Consider the following 22,582-nt stretch of genomic DNA (forward strand, 5'->3'; position numbering starts at 1 on the left):
TGGCTACCTGAGCTGGATCACGCGGTCCACCCATGGCCCAAGCGGCCCTGTGGATGCGCGGAAAGCGGAAATGGACTGCTGCGCAGCGCCGCGCGGCGCATCCTCTGCCGAAAGAATCAGCATTGCGGTAGGCGGGGCCCGGAACAGCAGATGGTCACGGATGACCGCCAGTTTAAGATGCGCATTGCTGCCGGAGAGCAGCGAACCCGTGCGATAGAAAGTCACCGCGACGCGCTCGATCCGGCCGTTGCCTAACAGGCGCTCGCTGGTGCCGCTGGCCATGTCACCGGCCATAGCAGGGCCCGAAGACTGCCACGACCAAGGGCTTTTCGGCATGAGCGCGCCCTGACCGAAACCGCCCGCCTCACGGCCCTCGCCCTGGCTGGCATAGAGCGCGATGAAGACGTCGACCTTGTGGCCCGCACCGTCGCGGTAGCGGCCGAGCAGGCGGTGGGAAGCGCCCTCTGCATGGGGCTCCCACCAGATCGCGGGGGTGTAGTCGGTGCGAGTCCAGCCGGCGACTTCCGGCAGGTCGATACGCGGCGGCATCGATGCTTCCAGCGTATCGGCGACAAATGCCCAACCCCACGCGGCGGCGAAGACCAGCGCGATACCGGCAAGAGCAGCCCTGCCGGAAATGTCGAATGCCTCCAGCCGGCCCAACCATGCCTTGCCGGCGATGTGGTGCGCATCGATCATCGGTGCGTTCATCGGCCGGTCGAAGAAGCGCCAGGCCCCGGCGATCACCAGTGCCAGCACGATAGCGAAGAAGAACCAGCCGTAGACGATGTGGTCGAACCCGGCCGCCGCCTCGACGCCCCATATCTGTGCGGCGTAGATCGTGCCCCAAGCGCGCACGCCATTAGCGAGGATCGGCACGATAATGCATGCCGCCAGCATCGCCGCGCGGCGGCGCCAGTTGAGGAAACACACGTTGGCGCAAAGCACACCGAACGCGACCATGGCGATCAGGAATTTTACACCTGAACAAGCCTCGGCGACCTCGAAAAGGCCCACCGGGGTGTCGATGAACACGCCATCGATCTCTGCCGGGATGCCGCTGAAATGGGTGAGCGCGATGGTGATGTCCGCGGTGATGGTCTGCAGCACCTTCACCAGTTCCTCGCCCACAGCGACGAGGAAGACGAGGTAGCACAGCGGGAACAGCAGCCCCGCGCTGACCCGCACGCCCAGCAGCAACGGCACGCAGGCGCCCAGCATCGCGACCGCCCCGGCCTGCCGCGCAAGGTCGAGGCCCGACATCGCACCCAGCAGCCAGAGGAAAGCTGCCCCGCCAAGAAGGACCAGCCCCGGCCACCAGGCGCGCGGGGTCAGCCGCTCCAGTTCGGGCCAGCGCTGCCACACCAGCCAGCCCAGGATCGGTGGAATCAGCAGGATATGGTTATAGGTAGAGATGTTCCACCACTGGCGGGCCATCGCCGCCCAGTCTGCGAAGAAAGCGGCGAACAGCACCAGCCATGCCAGCGAAAGATGTACCACTGCCGCCTGCCACTGCGGCGTCAGCGCGCGCCATGTCCGCCCCGGAGCGGCCGCCAGTGCGGCTACGTCAGACTGCATCGATAGTGCTTTCGCTCATGACACCCATGTATTCCGGCAGACGGGCAAGCGCGGCTTCCCAACTGGCATTTGCAAGAATCCAGTTGCGGGCGGCCTGCCCCATTTCCCTGGCCAGCGCAGGCGCACGGCCAAGGTCGAGCAGGGCCTGCGCTATCGCAGCGTCGCTTTCGCGCACGGCGAATTCCCTGCCATCCAGCGCGTCGATGCCGGTGGCCGCACCCGGCGAAAGAACGACCGGAAGCGCCATGGCCATGGCTTCGAGTACCTTATTCTGCACGCCCCGGGCGATTTCCAACGGCACCAGCGCCATATCGGCAGCGGCGAGCCAGGGGCGAATATCATCCACCCTGCCCCACACCATGATGCCGTCCCGCCCGCTGCACGCGGTGAGTGCGGACGAGGGATTGCGGCCGACGATGTGCAGGCTTGCATCGGGGCACATCTCGCGCACCAGCGGCATGATTCGCTCGATTGCACGGGTCGCCGCCTCGATATTCGGCGCGTAGTCCATCTGTCCGGTGAAGACGATCCGCGGACCTTCGTGCGCCAGCATGCGCGGCTCAGGCACGACCGGAAGCGGATCGAAGTAAGCCGCGTCGAGGCCATTGCCCATGGCGCGCACGCGGGCGGCCCCGCGGGCGGCCCCGTCCGGCAGACGCGAGCGCAGCAGCTCCGCTTCGGCACCGCTGATCAGAAGGGTTACGTCGGCAGAGGCGGCAATGCGGGCTTCCTCAGCGCGCAGAAGGCGGGCTTCGCGCTTTTCCATCCACGAACGGAAACCCCGGCCCTTCGCGGCGTAAGCCTCGAACTTGGCGGAATCGACGTCGACCAGATCGGCGATAACCCGGCCCTTGAAGCCTTCCGGCACATATTGCGCCATCTGGCCTGAGAAGACGTAGATGACGTCGATCGGACGCCGTGCCAGCAGGTCATGCACATAGGCTTCCAGCTTGCGGTCGTGAAACGCGCTGAGGCTGAGCGGACGCCTGCTCGCCAGCGCCTCGACGCCCGCGATCGGCAGCGCCTTCGCGCGTTCGACGAGACGATAGCTTGCCGCGAGATCGGCAAGGTCAGCCTCGTAGGCACGGTCCTGTTCGTCGTCAGCAAACGTCGCGACGTGGACGGGGGCAAGACCGGCGAGCGCCTTGAGCACATGATGCGAACGAATTTTGTCACCGCGATCCGGTGGAAACGGGATGCGGTGCGAGAGGAACAGGATTTCGCCCATCAACCGATTCCGCGCGCGATCAGCGGGCCAAGGCGGTTGGCCAGGCCCAGCGGCAAGCGCTGCCAGAGCTTGATCTGGAGCGAGAGTTTGCCGCTGGTGGGATCGGCGTCCCGCTTTGCGGCGCCGGGCTGGGTCCATGTGGCATACGTCAGTGGCTCGGGCTCGAAGCCCCAGTTGCGCTTGAAATGATAGGCCCCGCTCTGTGTCTTGGAGCGGCCGAAGTCGAACACGCTCGCACCCCGGCGGCGGGCGTGGAGCATTAGTTCGTAATACATGCGGTCGTTCGCGCGCAGCCGCCGCGCGTCCCAGGTGCCGCCGCCCCAATAGGGCATGACCGCGCCCTGGTGGTACACGCTGATGACGCTGGCGACCGGCTTGTCCTCGTGCCGGACGGTCAGAATATCGGCGTCCGCGCCGAACCCGTCGACCACCGAATCCAGCAGTGCGCGTGGAAACACTGGCGTGCCGAGATTGCGGTAGCTTTCGCAGAACACCGCGTAGTGGGCAGCGCGGTCCCGCTCGGAAGTGCCGACCTCGATGGTGAGGTCTATACCCAGCGAGCGGCGCACTTCGGCGCGCTGCTTGCGCGGGATCGAGGTGAGCTGCGCTTCGTCGTCAACCGCAAGCGGACGGGCGAACCCGGCATGCGATTCGGTTTTCAGCGCCCAGCCCCCAACTTCTGCCGGCAGCACTCCGCCGCGCAGTTCGATCGAGGGGCACGACAGGCGCCGGGCCAGTTCCTCGACCGCGGCGAAAACCGCCTCGGCATCAGCATCGTCGGTGGTCAGCAGGCCGCCGCCCACCGCGAAACCGGTGGAGGCGAGGATGCGGCCGAACACCGGAGAATGGATCGCATCGAGCGGCAGGAAAGCGACGATCTCGCCGCCGCGTTCCTGCACCAGCGCGAGCGCCTTGTTGCCGGTAGCCGCCGCCACCGACACGAACCACGCCGGGCGGTGGAACGGCGTGCCTAGCGGGTGGCGCGCGACAAAGCCTTCAAGCCGCGCGATCTCGCCGGGATCAGCCAGATCGACAAGGCGCACGTCGGACAGGATTGGCACGAACGGCGCGTTCATGCGGCCAGAGCCGGAGGCGGCGCCACGCTGCGGCCCGCTTCGCGCGCTGCGAGTTCATCCATACGGCCCCAGCGAAAATCGCCGATCAGGCGGGTCAGCTTGTCCGCCATGATGCCAAGATTGGTGTAGTGCCGCAGGCGCGAGCGCATCGAGGCGTTCGCGACACGCGGCTGGCCGGGATCGATCTCCCAGGGGTGGAAATAGAATACCGCCGGGCGTTCGTCCTCACGGTTCACCTGCCGGATCGCCCAGCGTGAAAAACCATAGGGCAGTACCCGGAAGAACCCGCCGCCGCCTGCCGCCAATCGGCGACCGGCGAACTGCGCGGTGGTTACGGGAATCTCGACGAAATCACTGCCGGCAATCGGCTTGAAGGCAAAGCGGGGGGCTTCGCGCCAGCCGTAGTGATCGTGGGCGATGGGCGCGACGCTGGAGCTATAGGCATAGCCCTGCTCCGCCAGCACCTCGAAGGCCCAGGGTGTGCGCGCATCGATGGAAAAGCTGGGCGCGCGGTAGCCGGTAACGGCAGCGCCCGAGGTATCCTCGATGACCTTGCGGGCCTTCGCGATATCCGCCGCGAAAGCCTCCCGGCCAAGGCGGAACACGCGTTCGTGATCCCAGCCATGGCTGGCGATCTCGTGGCCTTCCTGGGCGATGCGGCGCATCAGGGCTGGGTGGCGCTCTGCCACCCAGCCCAGCGTGAAGAACGTGCCCTTTACCCCAGCATCGGCGAACAGCTGCAATATCTCGTTGCAGTTGCGCTCGACGCGGGTGGTGCACGAATTCCAATCGTTCCGGTCGATCACCTTCTCGAAGGCGCCCACCTGAAACCAGTCTTCGACATCGACCGAGAGCCCGTTGACCGGCTCGCTGAAAGACATGGGTTTGCTCCGCTCAGGCGACGTTGCGCTGGCCGTCGCCGCTTTCGATCCATTCGATCAGCATGGTCAGCGTGTGCCGCAGCGTGCGCGACTGCTCGTCGAGACGGGCCTCCAGCTTGGCGGTATGCGCGGTAGCCTGCGCCAGATCGGCCTGGAGCGCGGCGATGGCCTCGCTTTCGCCCTGATCGACGTGAGCGGCGGCAGCTTCCTCGCGCGCTTCGGCAGCGGCAGCGAGTTCGACCATGGCCGACTGAAGCTTACCGATCTGTGTATCTCGGTCGGCCAGTGCCGCCTCGATCAGCTCGATGGCGGCAGCGGCGTTGATCGCATCGGACGGCACGGCGGCCACGGCAACGGGATGCTCGAACGATGCGGCGTACTGGACGTTACCGAGCGGCGAGGCTGCCGGCGAGAACATTTCCGCCGGCGCCCTTGCGGCTTCCACCGGCTGGACCTGCGGGCTCACCAGCGCCAGCGCGCCATCGTCGCTCAGCTCGTCCATCACCTGCGCCAGCATTGCGCTGTCGATGTGGCTGCGCTGATCGACGGCACCGAGCAGCAGCAAGCGGTTGACGATCTGGTTGATCCGGCGCGGAATGCCGCCGGTCGCCTCATGGATTTCCGCGAAGACGGACGGCTCGAAGCTGGGATTGCCCTGCCAGCCCACGCAGGTCAGGCGATGCTCGATGTAGGGCTGGATTTCCCTGGCCTGCATCGCGCCCAGATGGTGGGTGGCGATCACGCGCTGGCGCAGCTGTTCCAGCTGGTCGCTCTCCAGCAGGGTGCCGCGAAATTCCGGCTGGCCCAGCAGCAGCGTCTGCAGCAGCGGCTGCGAACCGAGCTGGAAGTTGGACAGCATGCGCAGTTCTTCCAGCGCGCTGATCGAGAGGTTCTGGGCCTCGTCGACGATCAGCAGGCTGCGGCGACCGGCGCGTGCCTCCTCATGAAGAAACACCTCGATCGCGCCGAGCGCGGAAGCCTTGTCGTGGCCCGCAACGTGGATACCGAAGGACTGCGCGACGACGTGAACGATCTCCTCGCCGTCGAGCGCGCTGGTCACCACGTTGGCGGCGGTCATGCGGGCGGGATCGATCGTCGCCATCAGGTAGGCGACCAGCGTGGACTTGCCCGCGCCGACTTCGCCGGTGATGACCACGAAGCCCTCACCCTGCGCAAGGCCATAGCCGAGGTAGGACAGCGCCTTGCGGTGCGTCAGGCTTTCAAAAAAGAAAGCCGGATCGGGAGTGAGCTGGAAGGGCCTTGCGTCGAGCCCGTAAAAATCATCGAACATCGCGTTTTCCTTCTCAGAAACTGTAGCGCAGGCCGGCGAGCGCCGAGGCCGTCCAGAAGTCGTCGATCGCGGGCGCGTCACGCGTCGCTCCATCGATGCCGACCGCCAGAGTACCGCGCAGGCGCGGCGTGAACATCCGGTAATAGCTGGCAGATGCGCCATAACCGTTAACGTCACCCACGAGGGGATCGTTGCTGCTGATCCAGTTGGCGTAGACATTGGTCGACCAGCCCGCATCGCGGCCCAGTTCGCCGCCGAGGAAGGCGGCCAGCCAGTAGTTTTCGTCGACCACACCGGCTGCCGAAGCGAGCACGGTGTTGCGGGCGGCGAAGAAGTTGCGCCGGTCGTACCCCAGGCCAAGCCCGGCGTTGAGGCGGCCCACCTTCATCGAATAGCTCGCACTTACGCCGCGCGCGCGGAAGAAGGCCGAGCGGACTGACCCCAGCGCGCTGGAAAAGCAGTTGCTGCCGTCCAGCGAGGCGACACAGCCGCGCAGGTCGCCGGTGATCGGATCGCGCACGACCTCGAAATCGTCCGGCAGCTGGTCGATCGCGCGGTTGAGCTGGCCGCCGAAGCCGCCGACGTTGTCGTAGACCGAAACGCTCAGCTGAGTGCGGTCGTTGGGCGCATAGCCCAGCGTGCCGCCAAAGCTGGTCGAACCGTAGCGGCGACCGACATGGGCCGAAAACGACGTGCGGCGGCTGGGGCGCCACATCACCGCGACGTCCCAGATCAGCCCGCTGACGTCGTACGCCAGTTCACGCGGGCCGGACTTGTCAGTGACATAGCGGCCGTCCGAGCCGACCACGGGAATGCCGTCCTCGCCCCGCAGTGCGTCGCGGCTGGATACCTCGACGTCCTCGTAGCCGATCGCGCCAACAACCTGAACGGTGCGGCTGACCGGCACGGTGACAAGGGCGCGCGCCTGCATGTCACGGGCACGCTGGTCGAGATTGGACATGTCTTCCTTATAGAAGCTGCCCGCAGCGCCCACGCCCACCGGCAGCACGGTGCCCGGCGCGAAGCCGGCCTGCACATCGGCCATCTGGGTCACGCTCTTGTCGAAAACGTCGGCGGCGCCAGTGCCCGAATTGGCGCGAAACCCGTCGGACTGTTCGACTTTGGTGAAGCCCGCACGGTAATTCGCCGAAACGTCGAGATCACCCGCACGGGTGGTCACGGAGGGACCGGCGTAGACCGAATAGATCGAGGTCTTGTACTTGTCGTTGACGCCGCTGCCCACCAGCGCCGATCCGCCGTTGCCGACATTGGCCTGGGTGGCGAGACCGCCCGCCTCGAACGTCACGCCCGGAACGATCGTGGTATAGCCGCGCGCAATGCCGCTAATCGCGTCACCGTCGCGCGCGCGCTTGCCCCAGCCGAACTGACGCTCGTAGCGCAGCGAGACCGAGGCCCCGTTGTTGCGCCCCGAGATCGCCGCATCGACGCCGACGGCGGCCTGGGTATAGGTCATCACGTCACTGCCCGGCGAAAGCTCGGCGGTAACGATCTGGTCGACTTCGATGTAGGGCACGATGTCGATGCGCTTGCCGCCCTTATTGCCCCCCCTGCCACTACGCCTGTCGGAGCGCCCGGACTTGCCGGACGACGGATCGGAAGCGCCCTGCCCGCCGCTGCCGATTCCCGCACCGGCGCTGCCGCCACCATCGTAACCGATCGACTGCGCCTGGCCGGCAACCGGCATCGCCAGCGCGGCAATCACCGCGAGCGAAACCAGGCCCACACCCTTGCGGCGCATTGACGCCTTCATCCAGGTCATCCCCTGTATCCGTAATAAGAACCGAAGCGGCGGCCGCTCGGGCTGAACTGCGCGGCGTTCAGCAGAAGCTGGACGTTCGGGCATGCGCCAAGCAGCGAGATCGCATCGTTGAGCGCACCGCGCCCGGTCTTGTCGGCACGCACGATCACCATCGTCTGACCAACGTACTTTGCCAGTTCCGCTGCCGGTGAGGCCGAGAGCGCAGGCGGCGAATCGAAGATCACCATGCGATTAGGAGAGCCCTGCGTCAGCCGGTCGAGCACGCGCGCGGTGCGCGAGCTGGCGATATATTCGCTGTCGTGGCTGGTCGTGTCGCCCGCAGGCAGCACCCATAGGCCGGGAATATCGGTGCCCAGCACGCAGTCGGCGACGTCCAGTTCCTCATCCATCAGCGCGTCCATCAGCCCCGGCCCGCCCGGCAGGCCGAGCGCGGAGAGAATCGAGGGCTTGGCGAAATCGGCGTCGACCAGAAGAACTTCGCTCTCCTTCTCGGCCGCGATGGAAAGCGCCAGGTTGAGCGCGCAGTACGTCTTGCCCTCACCAGGATGGGGCGAACTGACAAGGATGCGCTGGGCCATCGCGCCTGCCTTCTGGCGGCGCAGGTCCGCCGCCTGCACCAGGAGCTGGCGCTTGACGATGCGGAACTCTTCCAGAAGTTCGGTGACGGTGCCTTCGGGCACGATCAGGCCTTGAGCGCGCAGATGCTCCCGGTCGACCGGATGGGCCTCACCGTGGAAGATGGCCGGCTCAGGGGCTGGCTCGGGCACGGAGGCCAGCGTTGCGGGCGCGGCAACAAGCGCAGGATCCTGGGCCGCAACCGAAGGGGCCACGGGCGCAGGTGCAGGCGCGGGAGCTGCCGCGACCTGCTGGGCCTCGGGTGGCTTCACCGGAAAGCGGCGCGAAGGCGGCTCGGTCGAAACCGGCAGCGGCTTGCCGAGGAAGCTGTTGAAGTCGAACTTTCCGGCGGCGCGCTCGAACAGCGATTCGCCGGCGGCCTCATCCTGCTGCTTGGGGTCGGGGATCTTGTGCTGATCGGTCATGTCACGTTCCCTCAGGCCACCATGCCGCGCTGGATGAACTCTGCGGCGAGCAGCACCACGAACAGCCCGCAAAGCGCGGCGCAGCTGGCGTAGAAGTATTTCAGGCGCCGGGCACGCAGCGCACGGGCACCATCGGTCAGCGTCTGCGAGATCGCGCCGAGCACCGGCAGGCCGGTCGCCCGCTCCAGTCCGGAGGTCGTCGCGAACACCGAGCGCATGCGGCTGAGGGCAAAGGCCGCCGCGCAGCCGCCGGCAAGGCCGACCACCAGCACACCCAGCAGCAGCACCGGACGATTGGGCGCAACCGGCGAGCGCGGCGTCGTCGGCGGATCGACCACTTCGAACTTCACCGCTTCGCGCTCGGTCTTCACTTCGCCGCGCAGGCGCAGTTCCTCACGGTCCTGCAGGAGCTTGTCGTATTGCTGGCGCAGCACGTCATAGTCGCGGTTGATGCGGGTCGCCTGCGTGGCAAGCTCAGGGTCCTGGATCGCCGAGGCCGTCAGCGAGGCGATGTCCGACTGGAGCGCCGCCTTGCGGGACTGGAGCGCCTGGACATTGGCCTGCCGCTCGGCCCGGATCGACTGGAGCGAGCTGTAGGCGGGGTTCATCGTGCCGCCGCCGTTCGCCGCATCCTGCGAAGCCGCGCCCCGCAGCGCAGCCACCTGGTTGCGCGCAGCGATCACGTCGGGGTGGTTTTCGGTGAGGCCACGTGCACGCATCCCGGCAAGGTCCGCCTGGGCGCGGGCAAGCGCGGACTGCGGGCTACCATCGGCAACGCCGCCCGCGATCGTGCGCGGGGTTCCGGCAAGCTGGCCGTCGATAGCAGCCGAAGCGCTCTGCGCAGCGGAAAGGTCAGCCTCGATGTCTCGGAGGGACGCGCGCGAGGTTTCGAGCCGCTGCACCATCGCAGCGCCGCCCAGCGCCATTTCCGGGTGCTGCGCCTCGAACGCGGTGCGTTTGCTTTCGGCCGATTCCAGTTCACGCTCGCGCTGCTGGAGCTGCTGGTTCACGAACTGCATCGTCTCGACCATGTCGCCGCGGTCGCCCGAGAGGTTTTCCTCGCGAAAGATGTCGATCAGCTTCTGCGCAACGCTCTGCGCAAGCTGGGCATTCTCGGAATCGGAAAAGGACTTGTTGTTGGCGGTCGCGGTGATCTCGAAGAGGTTGTCCTCCTGGCTCACGACCTTGACGCTGGTCGCCAGTTTGAGGACCGCGGCCTCCATCTGCTTGGGGTTCTGGATCGTGTCGCCCAGACGAGTCGAACGTACCACCTTCTCGAGGTTGACGGCGCTGGTCAGCGTCTGGCGGATACGCTCGATATCGCGCTTCTTGTCGGCCACACCGATGCCAACCTGCTCGGCAAGCGCGTCGTCGAGCTGGATGAAGATACGCGCACGGGACTGGTAGCTGTTGGGCACGAGCGCCACCACCAGCCAGCCCGCCATGCACACGGCCCAGGCAGTCCCCAGCGCGATCCAGCGGCGATGCCAGACGCTGTGCAGCGCGCTGAGCAGTTCTTCGTAGAGCGTATCCATGGTCTCGATCCGGCCTCTTAGAACATGCTCTCGGGGATGATGATCACGTCGCCCGGGCTCAGCATGACATTGGCCTTGCTGTCACCCTTCTTGAGCAGATCGCCCAGACGCAGGTCGTATTCCTTTTGCGTGCCGCTCGCCTTGTCGAAGCGGATCAGGCGCGCCTTGTTGCCTGCCGCATATTCGGACAGGCCGCCCACCGCAATCATCGCGTCAAGCACGGTCATGTTCGCGCGGTAGGGGATCGAGGCCGGCTTCTCGGTCGCGCCGACGATACGGATCTGCTGGCTGAACGTGCCGGAGAAACCATCGACGATGACCGAAACCAGGGGGTCCTCGATATATTGCGAGAGCTGGAGGCGGATGTCCTCGGCCAGCATTGAGGGCGTCTTGCCCACGGCCGGCATGTCGGTGATGAGCGGCGTGGTGATGCGCCCATCGGGCCGCACCTGCACTTTCGCGCCCAGTTCCGGGTTGCGCCAGACGAACACGGTCAGCTGGTCGAGCGGACCGATGATATATTCCTCACCCGGCCCTTCCTGCATGGAAACGAAGGCTGCGGGCGGCAGTTCAGGCCCGGAAGTCGTAGCGCATCCCGTCAGGGCGACGCTGGCAAGCGTGGAACCAGCCAGGAGTCGGGTGAGGCGGCGATGCGGCATGGATATTTCCCTGTATGCGCCTTCCTGCGACCCATGTGCGAAGACACAGGGCAGGACTTGGCAAAATCCTGTGTCCGGTATCGGTTGAAAGGGTGAATATTGCGTTAGCCTTGGCGGGCTAATTGAATGCGGTCCCATTACGGGACGGAGCAAAAACAAGGGTTAACATCGCCTTTCTCCTCCCCGTTGCGAAGCAAGGGAGGGAAGTTGGGGCTGCCCTCAGACCAGCATCTCCGCCGCCGGTCCCTGGCCCAGAAACGTCGCGGGGCTGGCACTGGCGCCGTAGGCACCGGCGCAGAACACCGCGATCAGATCCCCCACATCCGCGCGCGGAAAACCGCCCTTGTCGGCCAGCTTGTCAAGCGGAGTGCACAGGCACCCCACGATCGAAGCCTCCTCCTCAACCTCGGCGCCGAAACGGGTGGCAATGGCGGAGGGGTAGTTGCGCCGGACCACCGTGCCGAAATTGCCTGAGGCCGCAAGCTGGTGATGCAGCCCGCCGTCGGTGACGAGAAACACTTCCCCGTGGCTCACCTTGCGATCGACGATTCGGGCGAGATAGACCCCCGCCTCACCAACCAGATAGCGGCCCAGCTCGATGCAGAACTCGGTCTCGCGCAACACTTCGGGGAGCGATTCCATCTGCTGCGCCAGCAGCTTGCCGACAAGTGCCAGATCGACCGGCGTGTCACCGGGAAAATAGGGAATGCCCAGCCCCCCGCCCAGATTGCAATGCGGCAGCGGTGCACCGCTCTCCTGCGCAAGCTGCGCCGCCAGAGCGAGGGCCTGCGCCTGCGTCTCGGCGATGGCTTCTGCGCCAAGCGCCTGACTGCCGGCAAAGATGTGAAAGCCGCGCCACTCCGCGCCGCTGGCGATGACGGTGCGTACCAGCGCCGGCACCCGCTCGGCATCGACGCCGAAGGGCTTGGCGCCGCCGCCCATCTTCATGCCCGAACCCTTGAGGTCGAAGCTGGGATTGACCCGGATCGCCAGTCGCGGCGTTTTCCCCAGACGCTCGGCAATAGCGATGGCGCGGGCAGCCTCGCCCTCCGATTCGAGGTTGAGGGTGACCCCTGCCAGAATCGCCGCTTCCAGTTCGGCGTCGCGCTTGCCGGGACCGGCGAAGCTGACCCTGGCCAGCGGCAGCCCTGCTCCGCGCACGATCTCCAGTTCCCCGCCCGAGGCGATGTCGAACCCGTCGACCAGCCCCGCCATCAGCGCCAGCAGCGGCGGATAGGGATTGGCCTTCACCGCATAGTGCAGCGCCACCCGCTGCGGCAGCGCGGCGCGAAGTTCGGCCACCCGGCGGCGCACGTGATCGGCACTATAGATGAACAGCGGCGTCGCGCCCGCCTCCTCCACCCATTCGGTGACGGGGCGGCCAGCGACCGCAAGAACGCCGTCGATGGCGTCATAGCCGCCGGGAATCGGACCCAGCGCCTTCATACGGTGAGCGCTTCCGAAATCTGGGCGGCAATCTCGGCGGCAAGGCCGGTCCGGTCGATCTTGCCATTCGGCCCGATCGGCATCGCATCGCGCCAGTGGATCACTTTGGGCTGCATGAAATTCGGTAGTTCCTGCATGAGCTTGCGGGGCAGTTCCTCCACCGCATCGAGGTTCGACGGCGCCGCCCTTACGACGAGGTGGACCGCCTGTCCAAGCCGCTCGTCAACCACGCCCAGCGCGACCGCCTCGGCGACGAGGCCGGTGCCCAGCGCTGCTTCCTCGATCTCCTGCGGCGAGATGCGGTTGCCCGCGCTCTTGATCATCGCATCGCGCCGACCGACGAAATAAAGCAGGCCATCGGCCGCCCGCTTCACCCGGTCCCCAGACCACACCGCGATCCCGCCATAGCGCGAAGCCGCAGGCGCAAGCTTGTAGCGTTCGGCGGTACGCGCGGCGTCTTGCCAGTATCCTTGCGCGACCAGTGGCCCGCAGTGGACCAGCTCACCCTCCTGTCCATCCTCAGAAATCTCGCCCAAGTCATTGATTACGAGTATTTCTGCATGAGGGATCGCCTTACCCATCGAGGTCGGATGACTATCGACAAGGTCCGGGTCGAGATAAGTCGAACGGAAGGCCTCGGTCAGTCCGTACATCGGAAACAGCCGCGCCTGCGGGAACAGCGCGCGCAGGCGGTGTACCAGATCGACCGTCAACGCCCCGCCGCTATTGGTCAGGCGCCGCAGCTTCGCCGCCGTTTCGGGGGGCCAGTCCAGTTCGCAGACCTGCACCCACAAAGGCGGCACGGCGGCAAACGTAGTGACCCCGTGCCGCTCCACCGCTTTCACGACATCGCGCGGCATCAGGTAATCGAGCGGGATCACGCACCCGCCTGCAAACCACGTCGAGAGCAACTGGTTCTGCCCGTAATCGAACGAAAGCGGCAGCACCGCTAGCGTTCGGTCGTCCGCCGCAAGGCCGAGGTAATCGGCAACACTTTCGGCCCCCAGCCACATGTTGGCGTGGCTGAGCATCACCCCCTTGGGCCGCCCGGTGGAGCCGCTGGTATAGAGAATCGCCGCAAGGTCATCCTGATCCGCCTCGGACGGCAGCATATCGCCGCCCAGCTCGGCGGCAGTCTGAAGCGCCTCCGCCTCGCCCAGCAGGCGGCAGCCACCGGGCACGTCGGCAGGGTTCAGCGTCGCCAACCGTGCGGGCGTGCCGATCAGCAGCACAGACCCGCTATCGGCCAGAATATGCGCGACCTGCGCGTGCTTGAGCAACGGGTTGACCGGCACATGCACCAGCCCCGCCCGCGCCGCGGCCAGCGGCATGAGGCAGGTCAGTTCGCCCTTTGCGGCCCAGGTGGCGACGCGCGCGCCTTTTTCGGGCACCTCGCGCGCCAGCCATGCGGCCAGCCGGGAGACACGCGATCTTAAGTCCTTCCAACTAACGACGCCTTCACGCAGTACCAGAGCATCGCCGTCATCGTGCCCGCGCAGGGCCAGATGGTCGAGCGGCAGGATGAGGTTTTCTAAACTGCCGGACATGGACACAGAAAGGCTCCGCGAGGACGTGGTGAAGGTCGACTATCACTCTGATCTTAAGGAAGTGCAATCGGATGGCCAGCTTGCGCAGGCGCTGTCCGAGGCACACCAGAGCGCGCCCTTCGATCGGCTTGCGTGGTGGCAGGGGCTGTCGCAGCACTGCGGACTGGCGCCGCTGCTGGCGGTAGCGCGCGGGGACAGCGGCGCCCTCGCCGTCCTGCCGCTGGCCGGTAAAGCGGGCCACCTGACCGCCCTGTCCAACTGGTACACCTTCCGTTTCCGGCCAATTCTGGTGGGCGCCCACGCGCCCCTGGATGCGTTGGCGAAGTCCCTGAAATCGCGCGCGCACCGCGTCACCCTATCCCACCTCCCGGACGAGGACGGCAGCGCCTCCGCACTCGAAACCGCGTTCCGCAAGTCCGGCTGGCTGGTCCGCCGCGAAGTCTGCGACACCAACCGCATCCTGCCGGTGGAGGGACGCAGCTGCGACGAATATCTGGCCGCCCGCCCCGGCAAACTGCGCACCACCCTGAAACGCAAGTCAGGCAAAGTGGTCACGCAGATCCTCACCGAATTCGACGGCGAGGCATGGGCGCAGTACGTATCGATCTACGCAGAAAGCTGGAAGCCCGAGGAAGGATCGCCCGATTTCCTGCGCGCCTTTGCGCAGGCCGAAGGCGCTGCGGGCCGCCTCAGGCTGGCCCTCGCCCACGACGCCGCAGACCCGCAAGGCCCCGCCATCGCCGCACAGATGTGGACAGTGGAGGGCGGCACCGCCTTCATCCACAAGCTGGCCCATCGTGAGGCGGCCAGGCCCCTTTCACCCGGCTCCGTGCTGACCGCCGCGCTGATGCGCCGCGTGATCGACATCGACCGCGTAACGCTGGTCGATTTCGGCACCGGCGACGATCCCTACAAGCAGGACTGGATGGAACAGCAACGCGTCCGCTACCGGCTGGACATGTTTCGCCCGTTTTCTCCCCGAAACTGGCCCGTTCTCGCCAGGATCGGCTTGGTCGGCCTTGCCGCAAGCGCGAAGCGCCGCTAGACGCCGCCCGTTAATAATGAGACTGCGCCGAGGGGCCATGCCAGACGAAACCGACCTGCTGCTACGCCGCATCCTGACGGATGTGCTGGGCCTCAAGCCCGGCCAGGCCGATACGTTCGATGCCGATACCGGCCTGTTCGGGCACTTGCCCGAACTCGATTCGATGGCCGTCGCCGGCCTGCTTACCGAACTGGAAGACCGCCTCGACATCATTATCGAGGACGACGAGATCGACGGCGAGATGCTGGAGACTTACGGCGGTCTTCTCACGTTCGCCGAGGCGAAGCGCGGCTCCTGATGAGCATGTGCCGATGACCCCGTCGAGCTGGCCCTGCCCGCTCCCCGGTGGCGGCACATGCGAGGAATTCGCGATCCAGTTCGACGCGGGCCGCACCGTGCGCCTGCTCGTCGTCCCGGCCCTGTTCGACGAAGGCAACCGGATGCGGCGTTTCACCGTGGAGGTGATGCGCCGGCTCGACGCGGCCGGGGTCGACAGTTTTCTGCCCGATTTTCCCGGCTGCAACGAAAGCCTGCAGGCGCTGGAATCGCAGGACCCGACCGACTGGCTCGACGCCATGACGGCAGCTGCCCGGCACTTCAACGCCGGGCACGTTCTGGGCATTCGCGGCGGCTGCCTGTTCACACCGCAGCGCCTGCCCACCTTTCACTACGCCCCGGTCAAGGCCGCCTCGATCCTGCGCCAAATGGTGCGCGCCCGCACCCTCGCTTCGCGCGAGGCGGGCCGCGAAGAAAGCCGCGAGCAACTGGCTGCGAAAGCGCTAGTGAACGGAATTACCCTTGCAGGGTATGACATTGGAGCCGATTTCTACCGCCAGTTCGAGATGATGACGCCGGAAGATGATGCCGTGATCGTCACGCAGGAGCATCTGGGTAGCAGCGGCCTGTGGCTGCGCGCCGAACCTGATGAAAACGCCGCCCAGGCGGATGTGCTGGCGGCAATCCTTGCTACGGCGCTCGCCTCGTGAACCGGCGCCATTTCACTTTTCTATGTGGGGGCGATGGCCTTGTCGCCACGCTCGATCCCGCTCCTGGACGTAACGCGCTACTGCTTGTCTCGGGCGGCAACGAAGTACGCAGCGGCGCATGGAACGGCCAGGCCCGCTTCGCGACGCGGATCGCCAGGCAGGGCTTTCCGGTCCTGCGCTTCGACCGACGCGGCGTCGGTGACAGTGAGGGCTTCAACGCAGGTTTCCGCTCCAGCGGCGCCGACCTCGCCGCAGCGGCCAACGCCCTGCGCGCCCAGTGCCCGCAGGTCGACCGCGTGGTTGGGCTGGGCAACTGCGATGCCGCCAGTGCGCTGATGCTGGCGCAGGGCGCCGGGCTGGACGCGCTGGTCCTGTCGAACCCCTGGACCATCGAGGACGAGGCGGAGGAAGCGCCTGCCGAAGTGGTGCGCGATCACTACCGCCACCGTCTGGCCGATCCGGCAGCGATCAAGCGGCTCCTGACGGGACAGGTATCGCTGGCGAAACTGGTACGCAGCCTCGCCTCGGCGATGCGCCCGGCTCCTGCGGCGCCCAATGGGCTCGCCGCGCAGATGGCGCAGGGGATTGCCGGGTTCACAGGCGACGTCCGCTTTCTGGTCGCCGGGCGGGACCGGACCGGACTGGCCTTCCTCTCGCGCTGGAACAAGGCGGATACCCGTATCCGCACTTGTCCAGGGGCGACGCATAGCTACGTCGAGCCGGAAGCTCAGGACTGGCTGGTTGAGCAGGTTCTGGAAGTACTGCGCGGCTGAGCACCGGACCGATCGACGCCCGGTATGCAGCGTGTGGTCCCGCGCACCGCGAACACGGCGGAGAGGCAATGCCCCTCCGCCGCTTCGATATCAGCCCTGCACCGTCTCGGTGATCCCGGCGAATTCCTTCGCTGCGAGATAACGCTCGGCGTCCAGCGCGGCCATGCAGCCCATACCGGCAGCGGTGATCGCCTGACGGTATACGTGATCGGATACGTCGCCCGCCGCGAACACGCCCGGAACGTCGGTCTTCGGCGTGCCCGGCTGGACCAGCAGGTAACCGGTCTCGTCCATCGCCAGCTTGCCCTTGAACAGCTCGGTCGCAGGCGCGTGGCCAATGGCGACGAAAGCGCCGTCGGTGAGGATTTCGCTCTGCTCGCCGGTCACGGTGTCGATCAGCGCAAGCGCACGAAGACCGCCATCCTCACCGGCCATGAAGCGGTCGACGCGCTGGTTCCACACTACCTTGATCTTGGGATGCGCGAAGAGGCGGTCCTGCAGGATCTTCTCGGCGCGCAGCGTATCGCGGCGGTGGATCAGGGTCACGTCGTCGGAGTGATTGGTGAGGTAGAGCGCTTCCTCGACCGCGGTGTTGCCGCCGCCGATCACGACCACCTTCTTGCCGCGGTAGAAGAACCCGTCGCAGGTGGCGCAGGCCGAAACGCCCTTGCCGGAAAGCTCCTGCTCGCCCGGAACACCCAGCCACTGCGCCTGCGCGCCGGTGGCGATGACGAGGGTCTCGCCTTCATAGATGTCGCCGCCGTCGCCGACTGCGACGAAGGTATCGCCCGAAATGTCGACCGAGGTGATCGTGTCCCACATCATGCGGGTGCCTACATGGACGGCCTGCGCCTCCATCTCCTGCATCAGCCAAGGGCCCTGGATGACTTCGCGGAAACCGGGGTAGTTCTCGACGTCGGTGGTGATGGTCAGCTGGCCGCCGGGCTGCAGGCCCTGCACCACGATCGGCGCCATGCCGGCGCGCGCGCCGTAGATGGCAGCGGAAAGCCCGGCAGGGCCGGAGCCGATGATGAGCATACGGGTCTTGTGTGTGGTCGCCATGTGGCTGTCTCCGGCCTGAATTCGTTGGCCGCGAGATAGGGGTTCAACCATGGGTTTGCCAAGCATTGGCTTGCCCAAGCATTTATTTCATCCCCGCAAATGAGAGCTTACCGGGCCGCTGCGCAAACATTGGCCGATTGACCTTGCCCGTGCCCCACCCCAATTCATGGCGCATGGAATCATTGCTCGGACCCACGTCGAACCGCTTCGTCTCGCAGCGCCTGCGCCTGAACTACGTCGACTGGGGCAACCCGGAAGCGCCGCTGCTGATCCTCCAGCACGGCGGACGCGACCATTGCCGCAGCTGGGACTGGGTGGCCGAGGAACTGCGCCGCGACTGGCATGTCATCTGCCCGGACCTGCGCGGTCACGGCGACAGCGAATGGTCGCCCGAGGGGCATTACGGCATGGACGCCTTCGTCTACGACTTTGCGCAGCTGGTCCACACGCTGGGGCAGGACAAGGTCACGATCATCGCCCATTCGCTGGGCGGTAACATCGCCACGCGCTATACCGGGCTATACCCCGAAAAGGTGGCGAAGTTCGTCAACATAGAAGGCCTTGGCCCGCCGCCGGGCCTGCGCCGCGAATCCGAAGTCAATGCAAGCGACCGCCTGCGCCAGTGGGTGGAGGACAAGCGCAAGGCCTCGGGCCGCACGGTGCGCAAATACGCCACCCTGCGCGATGCCTACCAGCGCATGAAGGAGGAAAACACTTTCCTCACCGACGAGCAGGCCCGCCACCTCACCATCCACGGCGCCAGCCGCAACGAGGACGGCACCTGGAGCTGGAAGTTCGACAACTACCTCAACGTCTGGACCACCACCGACCTGCCTACGGACCAGATCATTGCGCTGTGGGAAGCGATCTCCTGCCCGATGCTGCTGCTGTGGGGCAAGAACAGCTTCGCCAGCAGCCCGTCAGGTGACGGACGGATAGACTATTTCCCGCGTGCCAGGCTGATCGAATATGAGAATGCCGGCCATTGGCTGCATCACGATCAATTCGATCGGTTCATGGCCGATGTGAGGGGATTCCTGGGATAAGTCCTGTCCTCCCCGGTTCGGGGAGGACAGGTTTCCCGCTATTCCGAAGTAAATTCCACCAAAGCGGCACGCAACCGTTCGCGCTTGGCGCCGTCGAGACCCAGCGCATCTTCCAGATAGGCGTTCACTGATCCGTGGCGCTCTTCAACTGCCGTCCAGGCGTTATCCAGATACTCCGCTTCAACGCCCATCAGCACACGCAGAACGTCTTCGTCGATCTGGCCGGTAATGGCGCGGATGGTTTCCATGCCCGAGGCGATCCGCGCCTCCACATCCCCTGCTGTGTTGGTGAGCAGATAGTCCGCCATGATGTCGTCCCGGTGGACGCCAAGCCCTGCGTGAAGCATCGCGACTGCGATTCCGGTGCGATCCTTGCCCGCCATGCAATTGACGAGGCTCGGGCCGGGTCTCTCGGCCAGCCGGTCGAACCAGCTGCGGATCATCGCCTGAAGCTCGGGCCGGAAGCAGATCTTACCGTAGTTTCGCATCAGGCTTTCCCGCGTCCCGGCCGCCGTGCGCTGGCGCGTGGTCTGGGCCGCGGCGATGTGCGGCGCGTGCCGCAGCTCCGGGTCGCTTGAGAAAAACACCTTTGCAGCAAATACTTGCGGCCTGCGGCAAGGATGGGTGCCGCGTTCCTTCGAGGTTCTGAGGTCGAATACCGAGTCCAGTTCCACGGCCGCTATCCGCTCCAGATCGGCATCGGTAGCGCCATGGTGCTGACCCGAGCGCCATACCTGCCCACGCTTGATCCGCCCACCGCCGCCGACACCGTAGCCGCCCGCATCGCGGAAATTATGTACCCCCTCCAGGGCGATGACGCGCCCGCCGATGTCATTGCCGTCCATGCGCTATGCCGAGTCTCTCTATTGCCGATAGTAGCTATGCTTAGTATCTTCTCTGAAAGGGTCGGGACAGGGTTTTCATGAACGCAGAGACGACGATTGCTCCCAAAGACGGAGAAGGTGCCGAGCACGCGGGCGAGACCCTCACGGTGTCCGCTCCGCGCAAGCGAAGCCTGCGCACACCGCTGATGATCGTCGGCCCGGTGGTTGTGCTGGCCATCGCGGGCTGGTTCTACCTGAACGGCGGCCGCTACGAATCGACCGACAACGCCTCGCTCCAGACCGGAATGGTCGCGATCAGCCCCAGCATTGCCGGCACCGTCGTCTCCATCGAGGTTCGCGAAAACCAGCGGGTACGCAAGGGAGATGTGCTGTTCCGCATCAGGGGCAGCAGTTTCGAGGCCAACGTCGCTCAGGCCGAGGCCGAATTGGCCGATGCGCGCACGGATGTCGGCTCGCTGCGCGCAGACTACCGCGAGACACTGTCGCAGGTAAGCGCCGCCCGCGCCCGCTACGATTACGCAACCGGCGAAGCGGCTCGCCAGAAGTCACTCGTGGCAGAGGGCATTTCGTCCCGTGCGCAGTCCGATCAGGCCGCTACGGAGGCACGTACCGCAGGCGACGCCATTGCCGCTGCGCAGGCCAAGGCCGACAGCCTGCGCGCCAGCCTAGCCGGCACGGTGGACGGCGATGTCGATGCGCAGCCCAAGGTTCGCAAGGCGGCCTCCGAACTGGCGCAAGCCCGCATCGGCCTGTCCGACACCGTGGTGCGTGCGCCGCAGGACGGGGTCGTGACCCGCGTGAATCAGTTGCAGGTCGGCAATTACGTAACCCCCGGCCGGCCGGTGTTCATGATGACCGGCCTGAAATTCTGGGTGCAGGCCAATTTCAAGGAAGACCAGCTACGCTACATGCGCGCCGGTCAGGCCGCGCGCATCTCCGTGGACGCCTTTCCCGACCACGACCTCAAGGGCCATGTCGACAGTTTCAGCCCCGGCACCGGGTCGAGCTTCTCGGTACTGCCGGCCGAGAATGCCACCGGCAATTGGGTGAAGGTGGTGCAGCGCGTGCCCGTGCAGGTCAGCATCGACGAAGTGCCGGCCGGCCTGCCGCTGAGCGCCGGCCTGAGCACCAATGTCGAAGTCGACACCGGCCACCAGCGCCACCTGTTCAGCGCGGACACGCAAAGCCCCGCGCGATGAGCGCCGCCCCAGCGGTGTCGCCTGCCACGGCCCCTGCCGCCGTCTACCCCAGTCGCGGGCGGCGGATGCTTATCACGATCCCCTCGATGATCGCATCAACCATGGTCGCGGTGGATATCACCATCGCCAATGTCGCCCTGCCTCACATGCAGTCGAGCCTGTCGGCCTCTCAGGAGCAGGTGCTGTGGGTGCTCACTTCGTACCTCGTAGCCGGAGCCATCGCCACGCCGCTCAGCGGCTGGCTGGCCGGGCGGCTGGGACGTAAGGCGGTCATGCTGTTCTCCGTCGCCGGGTTCACCATCGCTTCGGCTGGCTGCGGGCTGGCGACGGACCTGACGACGATCGTTATCGCCCGCTTCCTGCAAGGGGCCTGCGGGGCAGCGCTGGTGCCGCTCAGTCAGGCGATCCTGCTGGATATCAACCCGCCCGAGGAACACGCCAAGGCCATGGCGATCTTCGCGCTCGGCTCGATGGCGGGGCCCATCATCGGGCCTACGCTGGGCGGCTATCTCACCGATGCGCTGAGCTGGCGCTGGGTATTCTTCATCAATGTGCCGTTCGGGATAGTCTCGTTCATCGGCATGTCGCTGTTCCTGGTGCGCCGCCCCAACCGCGACCAGCCGCGCTTTGACATGTTCGGCTTCGTCACCGTCTCGGTCGCCCTGGCGGCGCTTCAGCTGATCCTCGACCGGGGGGAGCATCTCGACTGGTGGGATTCGGGCGAGATCCGCATCTATGGCGTGATCCTCATCATCGCCGGCTATCTTACCGTAGTGCACATGGCGACGGCCAAGAATACCTTCATCCGGCCGGAACTGTTCCGTGACCGCAACTTCGCGGTAGGCTCGATCTTCAGCATCATGATCGGCATCGTCGCATTTGCGACGATTCCCCTGCTGGTGGTGATGACCCAGTCGCTGCTGGGCTATTCGGCGCTGCATACCGGCTTCGTCGGCCTGCCCCGCGCGATCGGGATGCTGATCTCGATGCTGCTGGTTACACGCATCGTCGCTCTGGTCGACGTGCGGGCGGTGATCGTCTCCGGCCTTGCGATCATGGCCGCCAGCATGCTGATGTATTCACACATCGACCTCTACGTCGACGAGCGCGCGCTGCTGTTGATCGGCTTCATCCAGGGAATCGGCAGCGGTCTGATCTTCGTGCCTCTTTCGGTCGTGGTGTTCTCCACCCTCGCGCCGGGCCTGCGCAACGAGGGCGCGGCGATGTATGCGCTGACCCGCAACGTCGGCAATGCGATCGGCATCTCGCTGCTCAACGTGCAGTTCATCCGCGACATCGCCGCATCACGCGCTACCCTCATTCAGGGGCTGCGACCGGACAATCCAGCGGTGATCTTCGCGCGGCCCGATCTCGATTTCGGGTCTGCAGGCGACCTCGCCCGGCTGAACGGCGAGGTCGTGCGTCAGGCGACAATGGTCGGCAATGTCGCCAGTTATCACTTCGTCTTCATCGTGACCCTGCTGATGATCCCGCTGGTGCTGCTGCTGCGCGCCAACAAGAACCAAGGCAAGATTGATACCGCCACACTGGCGATTGGGGAATGA

Annotated in this window: 20 protein-coding genes; 7 read left to right on the forward strand and 13 right to left on the reverse strand. The window is 65.9% G+C overall.

Features of this window, described 5'->3' with window-relative positions; all coding sequences use genetic code 11:
- Nucleotides 1–3: 3 nt before the first annotated feature.
- The 11 genes from xrtA to GVL61_RS06675 all read right to left on the reverse strand — a co-directional run bounded on the left by xrtA (nt 4) and on the right by GVL61_RS06675 (nt 14,061).
- The gene (gene xrtA / locus GVL61_RS06625) at nt 4–1,578 is read right to left on the reverse strand and encodes an exosortase A (RefSeq protein WP_159978242.1); all 1,575 of its coding nucleotides are present in this window, start codon (nt 1,576–1,578) and stop codon (nt 4–6) included.
- Entirely contained in the window at nt 1,568–2,806 is a 1,239-nt protein-coding gene (locus tag GVL61_RS06630) for a TIGR03087 family PEP-CTERM/XrtA system glycosyltransferase (RefSeq protein ID WP_159978244.1), read from the reverse strand. The genes xrtA and GVL61_RS06630 overlap by 11 nt, the downstream gene beginning before the upstream one ends.
- On the reverse strand, nt 2,806–3,882 hold the full coding sequence (locus tag GVL61_RS06635) for a FemAB family XrtA/PEP-CTERM system-associated protein (protein WP_159978246.1): 1,077 nt from the start codon (nt 3,880–3,882) through the stop codon (nt 2,806–2,808). Before GVL61_RS06635 ends, GVL61_RS06630 begins: the two co-directional genes overlap by 1 nt.
- Nucleotides 3,879–4,763: an XrtA system polysaccharide deacetylase gene (locus GVL61_RS06640; RefSeq protein WP_159978248.1), complete on the reverse strand. Its 885-nt coding sequence runs from the start codon at nt 4,761–4,763 to the stop codon at nt 3,879–3,881. Before GVL61_RS06640 ends, GVL61_RS06635 begins: the two co-directional genes overlap by 4 nt.
- A gap of 13 nt (nt 4,764–4,776) precedes the next feature.
- Nucleotides 4,777–6,054 carry an XrtA/PEP-CTERM system-associated ATPase gene (locus GVL61_RS06645; RefSeq protein ID WP_159978250.1) on the reverse strand — a complete coding sequence of 426 codons (1,278 nt, stop codon included), beginning with the start codon at nt 6,052–6,054 and terminating at the stop codon, nt 4,777–4,779.
- Between the two features lie 13 nt (nt 6,055–6,067).
- A complete protein-coding gene (locus tag GVL61_RS06650) occupies nt 6,068–7,825 on the reverse strand; it encodes a preprotein translocase subunit YajC (protein ID WP_159978252.1) in 1,758 nt (585 codons plus the stop codon).
- Between the two features lie 5 nt (nt 7,826–7,830).
- A complete protein-coding gene (locus tag GVL61_RS06655; RefSeq protein ID WP_159978254.1) occupies nt 7,831–8,874 on the reverse strand; it encodes an AAA family ATPase in 1,044 nt (347 codons plus the stop codon).
- Between the two features lie 11 nt (nt 8,875–8,885).
- A complete protein-coding gene (locus tag GVL61_RS06660) occupies nt 8,886–10,409 on the reverse strand; it encodes an XrtA system polysaccharide chain length determinant (RefSeq protein WP_159978256.1) in 1,524 nt (507 codons plus the stop codon).
- A 17-nt stretch (nt 10,410–10,426) separates the two neighbouring features.
- On the reverse strand, nt 10,427–11,068 hold the full coding sequence (locus GVL61_RS06665) for an XrtA/PEP-CTERM system exopolysaccharide export protein (RefSeq protein ID WP_159978258.1): 642 nt from the start codon (nt 11,066–11,068) through the stop codon (nt 10,427–10,429).
- Between the two features lie 219 nt (nt 11,069–11,287).
- Entirely contained in the window at nt 11,288–12,514 is a 1,227-nt protein-coding gene (locus GVL61_RS06670; RefSeq protein ID WP_159978260.1) for a pyridoxal-dependent decarboxylase, exosortase A system-associated, read from the reverse strand.
- Complete coding sequence (locus GVL61_RS06675; RefSeq protein ID WP_159978262.1) at nt 12,511–14,061, reverse strand: acyl-CoA ligase (AMP-forming), exosortase A system-associated; 1,551 nt, start codon at nt 14,059–14,061, stop codon at nt 12,511–12,513. Before GVL61_RS06675 ends, GVL61_RS06670 begins: the two co-directional genes overlap by 4 nt.
- Here GVL61_RS06675 and GVL61_RS06680 point away from each other — a divergent pair.
- From GVL61_RS06680 to GVL61_RS06695, 4 genes are read left to right on the forward strand one after another with little or no spacing between them, the layout of a single operon-like run.
- A complete protein-coding gene (locus tag GVL61_RS06680; protein ID WP_159978264.1) occupies nt 14,060–15,106 on the forward strand; it encodes a GNAT family N-acetyltransferase in 1,047 nt (348 codons plus the stop codon). The two genes, GVL61_RS06675 and GVL61_RS06680, sit on opposite strands and share 2 nt — an antisense overlap.
- Nucleotides 15,107–15,143: 37 nt before the next feature.
- Nucleotides 15,144–15,404, forward strand: coding sequence for a phosphopantetheine-binding protein (locus GVL61_RS06685; RefSeq protein WP_159978266.1), 261 nt, complete (start codon nt 15,144–15,146; stop codon nt 15,402–15,404).
- Between the two features lie 13 nt (nt 15,405–15,417).
- Nucleotides 15,418–16,092 carry a hypothetical protein gene (locus tag GVL61_RS06690; protein WP_159978268.1) on the forward strand — a complete coding sequence of 225 codons (675 nt, stop codon included), beginning with the start codon at nt 15,418–15,420 and terminating at the stop codon, nt 16,090–16,092.
- Entirely contained in the window at nt 16,089–16,865 is a 777-nt protein-coding gene (locus tag GVL61_RS06695; RefSeq protein ID WP_159978270.1) for a hydrolase 1, exosortase A system-associated, read from the forward strand. The genes GVL61_RS06690 and GVL61_RS06695 overlap by 4 nt, the downstream gene beginning before the upstream one ends.
- Before the next feature lie 90 nt (nt 16,866–16,955).
- On the opposite strand, the gene trxB is transcribed toward GVL61_RS06695, so the two are convergent.
- Nucleotides 16,956–17,927 (reverse strand): thioredoxin-disulfide reductase, encoded by a 972-nt coding sequence (trxB, locus tag GVL61_RS06700; protein ID WP_159978272.1) that lies wholly within the window; start codon nt 17,925–17,927, stop codon nt 16,956–16,958.
- 173 nt (nt 17,928–18,100) lie between these two features.
- On the opposite strand from trxB, the gene GVL61_RS06705 reads away from it, so the two are divergent.
- On the forward strand, nt 18,101–18,973 hold the full coding sequence (locus GVL61_RS06705; protein ID WP_159978274.1) for an alpha/beta fold hydrolase: 873 nt from the start codon (nt 18,101–18,103) through the stop codon (nt 18,971–18,973).
- Between the two features lie 38 nt (nt 18,974–19,011).
- Here the strand turns inward: GVL61_RS06705 and GVL61_RS06710 are convergent, their stop codons facing one another.
- A complete protein-coding gene (locus GVL61_RS06710; protein ID WP_159978276.1) occupies nt 19,012–19,818 on the reverse strand; it encodes a tyrosine-protein phosphatase in 807 nt (268 codons plus the stop codon).
- Between the two features lie 77 nt (nt 19,819–19,895).
- Between GVL61_RS06710 and GVL61_RS06715 the strand changes: the two genes are divergently transcribed.
- Nucleotides 19,896–21,017: an HlyD family secretion protein gene (locus tag GVL61_RS06715; protein WP_159978278.1), complete on the forward strand. Its 1,122-nt coding sequence runs from the start codon at nt 19,896–19,898 to the stop codon at nt 21,015–21,017.
- Complete coding sequence (locus GVL61_RS06720; RefSeq protein WP_368667098.1) at nt 21,014–22,582, forward strand: MDR family MFS transporter; 1,569 nt, start codon at nt 21,014–21,016, stop codon at nt 22,580–22,582. Before GVL61_RS06715 ends, GVL61_RS06720 begins: the two co-directional genes overlap by 4 nt.

It is taken from the genome of Novosphingobium sp. 18050, assembly GCF_902706195.1.
GTDB lineage: Bacteria > Pseudomonadota > Alphaproteobacteria > Sphingomonadales > Sphingomonadaceae > Novosphingobium.

What these genes read in the sequence shown, in the direction of transcription:
- trxB (WP_159978272.1), bottom strand. Translation starts at nt 17,927, where the DNA reads ATGGCGACCACACACAAGACCCGTATGCTCATCATCGGCTCCGGCCCT.
- GVL61_RS06645 (WP_159978250.1), bottom strand. Translation starts at nt 6,054, where the DNA reads ATGTTCGATGATTTTTACGGGCTCGACGCAAGGCCCTTCCAGCTCACT.
- xrtA (WP_159978242.1), bottom strand. Translation starts at nt 1,578, where the DNA reads ATGCAGTCTGACGTAGCCGCACTGGCGGCCGCTCCGGGGCGGACATGG.
- GVL61_RS06655 (WP_159978254.1), bottom strand. Translation starts at nt 8,874, where the DNA reads ATGACCGATCAGCACAAGATCCCCGACCCCAAGCAGCAGGATGAGGCC.
- GVL61_RS06685 (WP_159978266.1), top strand. Translation starts at nt 15,144, where the DNA reads ATGCCAGACGAAACCGACCTGCTGCTACGCCGCATCCTGACGGATGTG.
- GVL61_RS06675 (WP_159978262.1), bottom strand. Translation starts at nt 14,061, where the DNA reads ATGTCCGGCAGTTTAGAAAACCTCATCCTGCCGCTCGACCATCTGGCC.
- GVL61_RS06690 (WP_159978268.1), top strand. Translation starts at nt 15,418, where the DNA reads ATGACCCCGTCGAGCTGGCCCTGCCCGCTCCCCGGTGGCGGCACATGC.
- GVL61_RS06650 (WP_159978252.1), bottom strand. Translation starts at nt 7,825, where the DNA reads ATGAAGGCGTCAATGCGCCGCAAGGGTGTGGGCCTGGTTTCGCTCGCG.
- GVL61_RS06630 (WP_159978244.1), bottom strand. Translation starts at nt 2,806, where the DNA reads ATGGGCGAAATCCTGTTCCTCTCGCACCGCATCCCGTTTCCACCGGAT.
- GVL61_RS06665 (WP_159978258.1), bottom strand. Translation starts at nt 11,068, where the DNA reads ATGCCGCATCGCCGCCTCACCCGACTCCTGGCTGGTTCCACGCTTGCC.
- GVL61_RS06680 (WP_159978264.1), top strand. Translation starts at nt 14,060, where the DNA reads ATGGACACAGAAAGGCTCCGCGAGGACGTGGTGAAGGTCGACTATCAC.
- GVL61_RS06635 (WP_159978246.1), bottom strand. Translation starts at nt 3,882, where the DNA reads ATGAACGCGCCGTTCGTGCCAATCCTGTCCGACGTGCGCCTTGTCGAT.
- GVL61_RS06715 (WP_159978278.1), top strand. Translation starts at nt 19,896, where the DNA reads ATGAACGCAGAGACGACGATTGCTCCCAAAGACGGAGAAGGTGCCGAG.
- GVL61_RS06710 (WP_159978276.1), bottom strand. Translation starts at nt 19,818, where the DNA reads ATGGACGGCAATGACATCGGCGGGCGCGTCATCGCCCTGGAGGGGGTA.
- GVL61_RS06660 (WP_159978256.1), bottom strand. Translation starts at nt 10,409, where the DNA reads ATGGATACGCTCTACGAAGAACTGCTCAGCGCGCTGCACAGCGTCTGG.
- GVL61_RS06670 (WP_159978260.1), bottom strand. Translation starts at nt 12,514, where the DNA reads ATGAAGGCGCTGGGTCCGATTCCCGGCGGCTATGACGCCATCGACGGC.
- GVL61_RS06705 (WP_159978274.1), top strand. Translation starts at nt 18,101, where the DNA reads ATGGAATCATTGCTCGGACCCACGTCGAACCGCTTCGTCTCGCAGCGC.
- GVL61_RS06720 (WP_368667098.1), top strand. Translation starts at nt 21,014, where the DNA reads ATGAGCGCCGCCCCAGCGGTGTCGCCTGCCACGGCCCCTGCCGCCGTC.
- GVL61_RS06640 (WP_159978248.1), bottom strand. Translation starts at nt 4,763, where the DNA reads ATGTCTTTCAGCGAGCCGGTCAACGGGCTCTCGGTCGATGTCGAAGAC.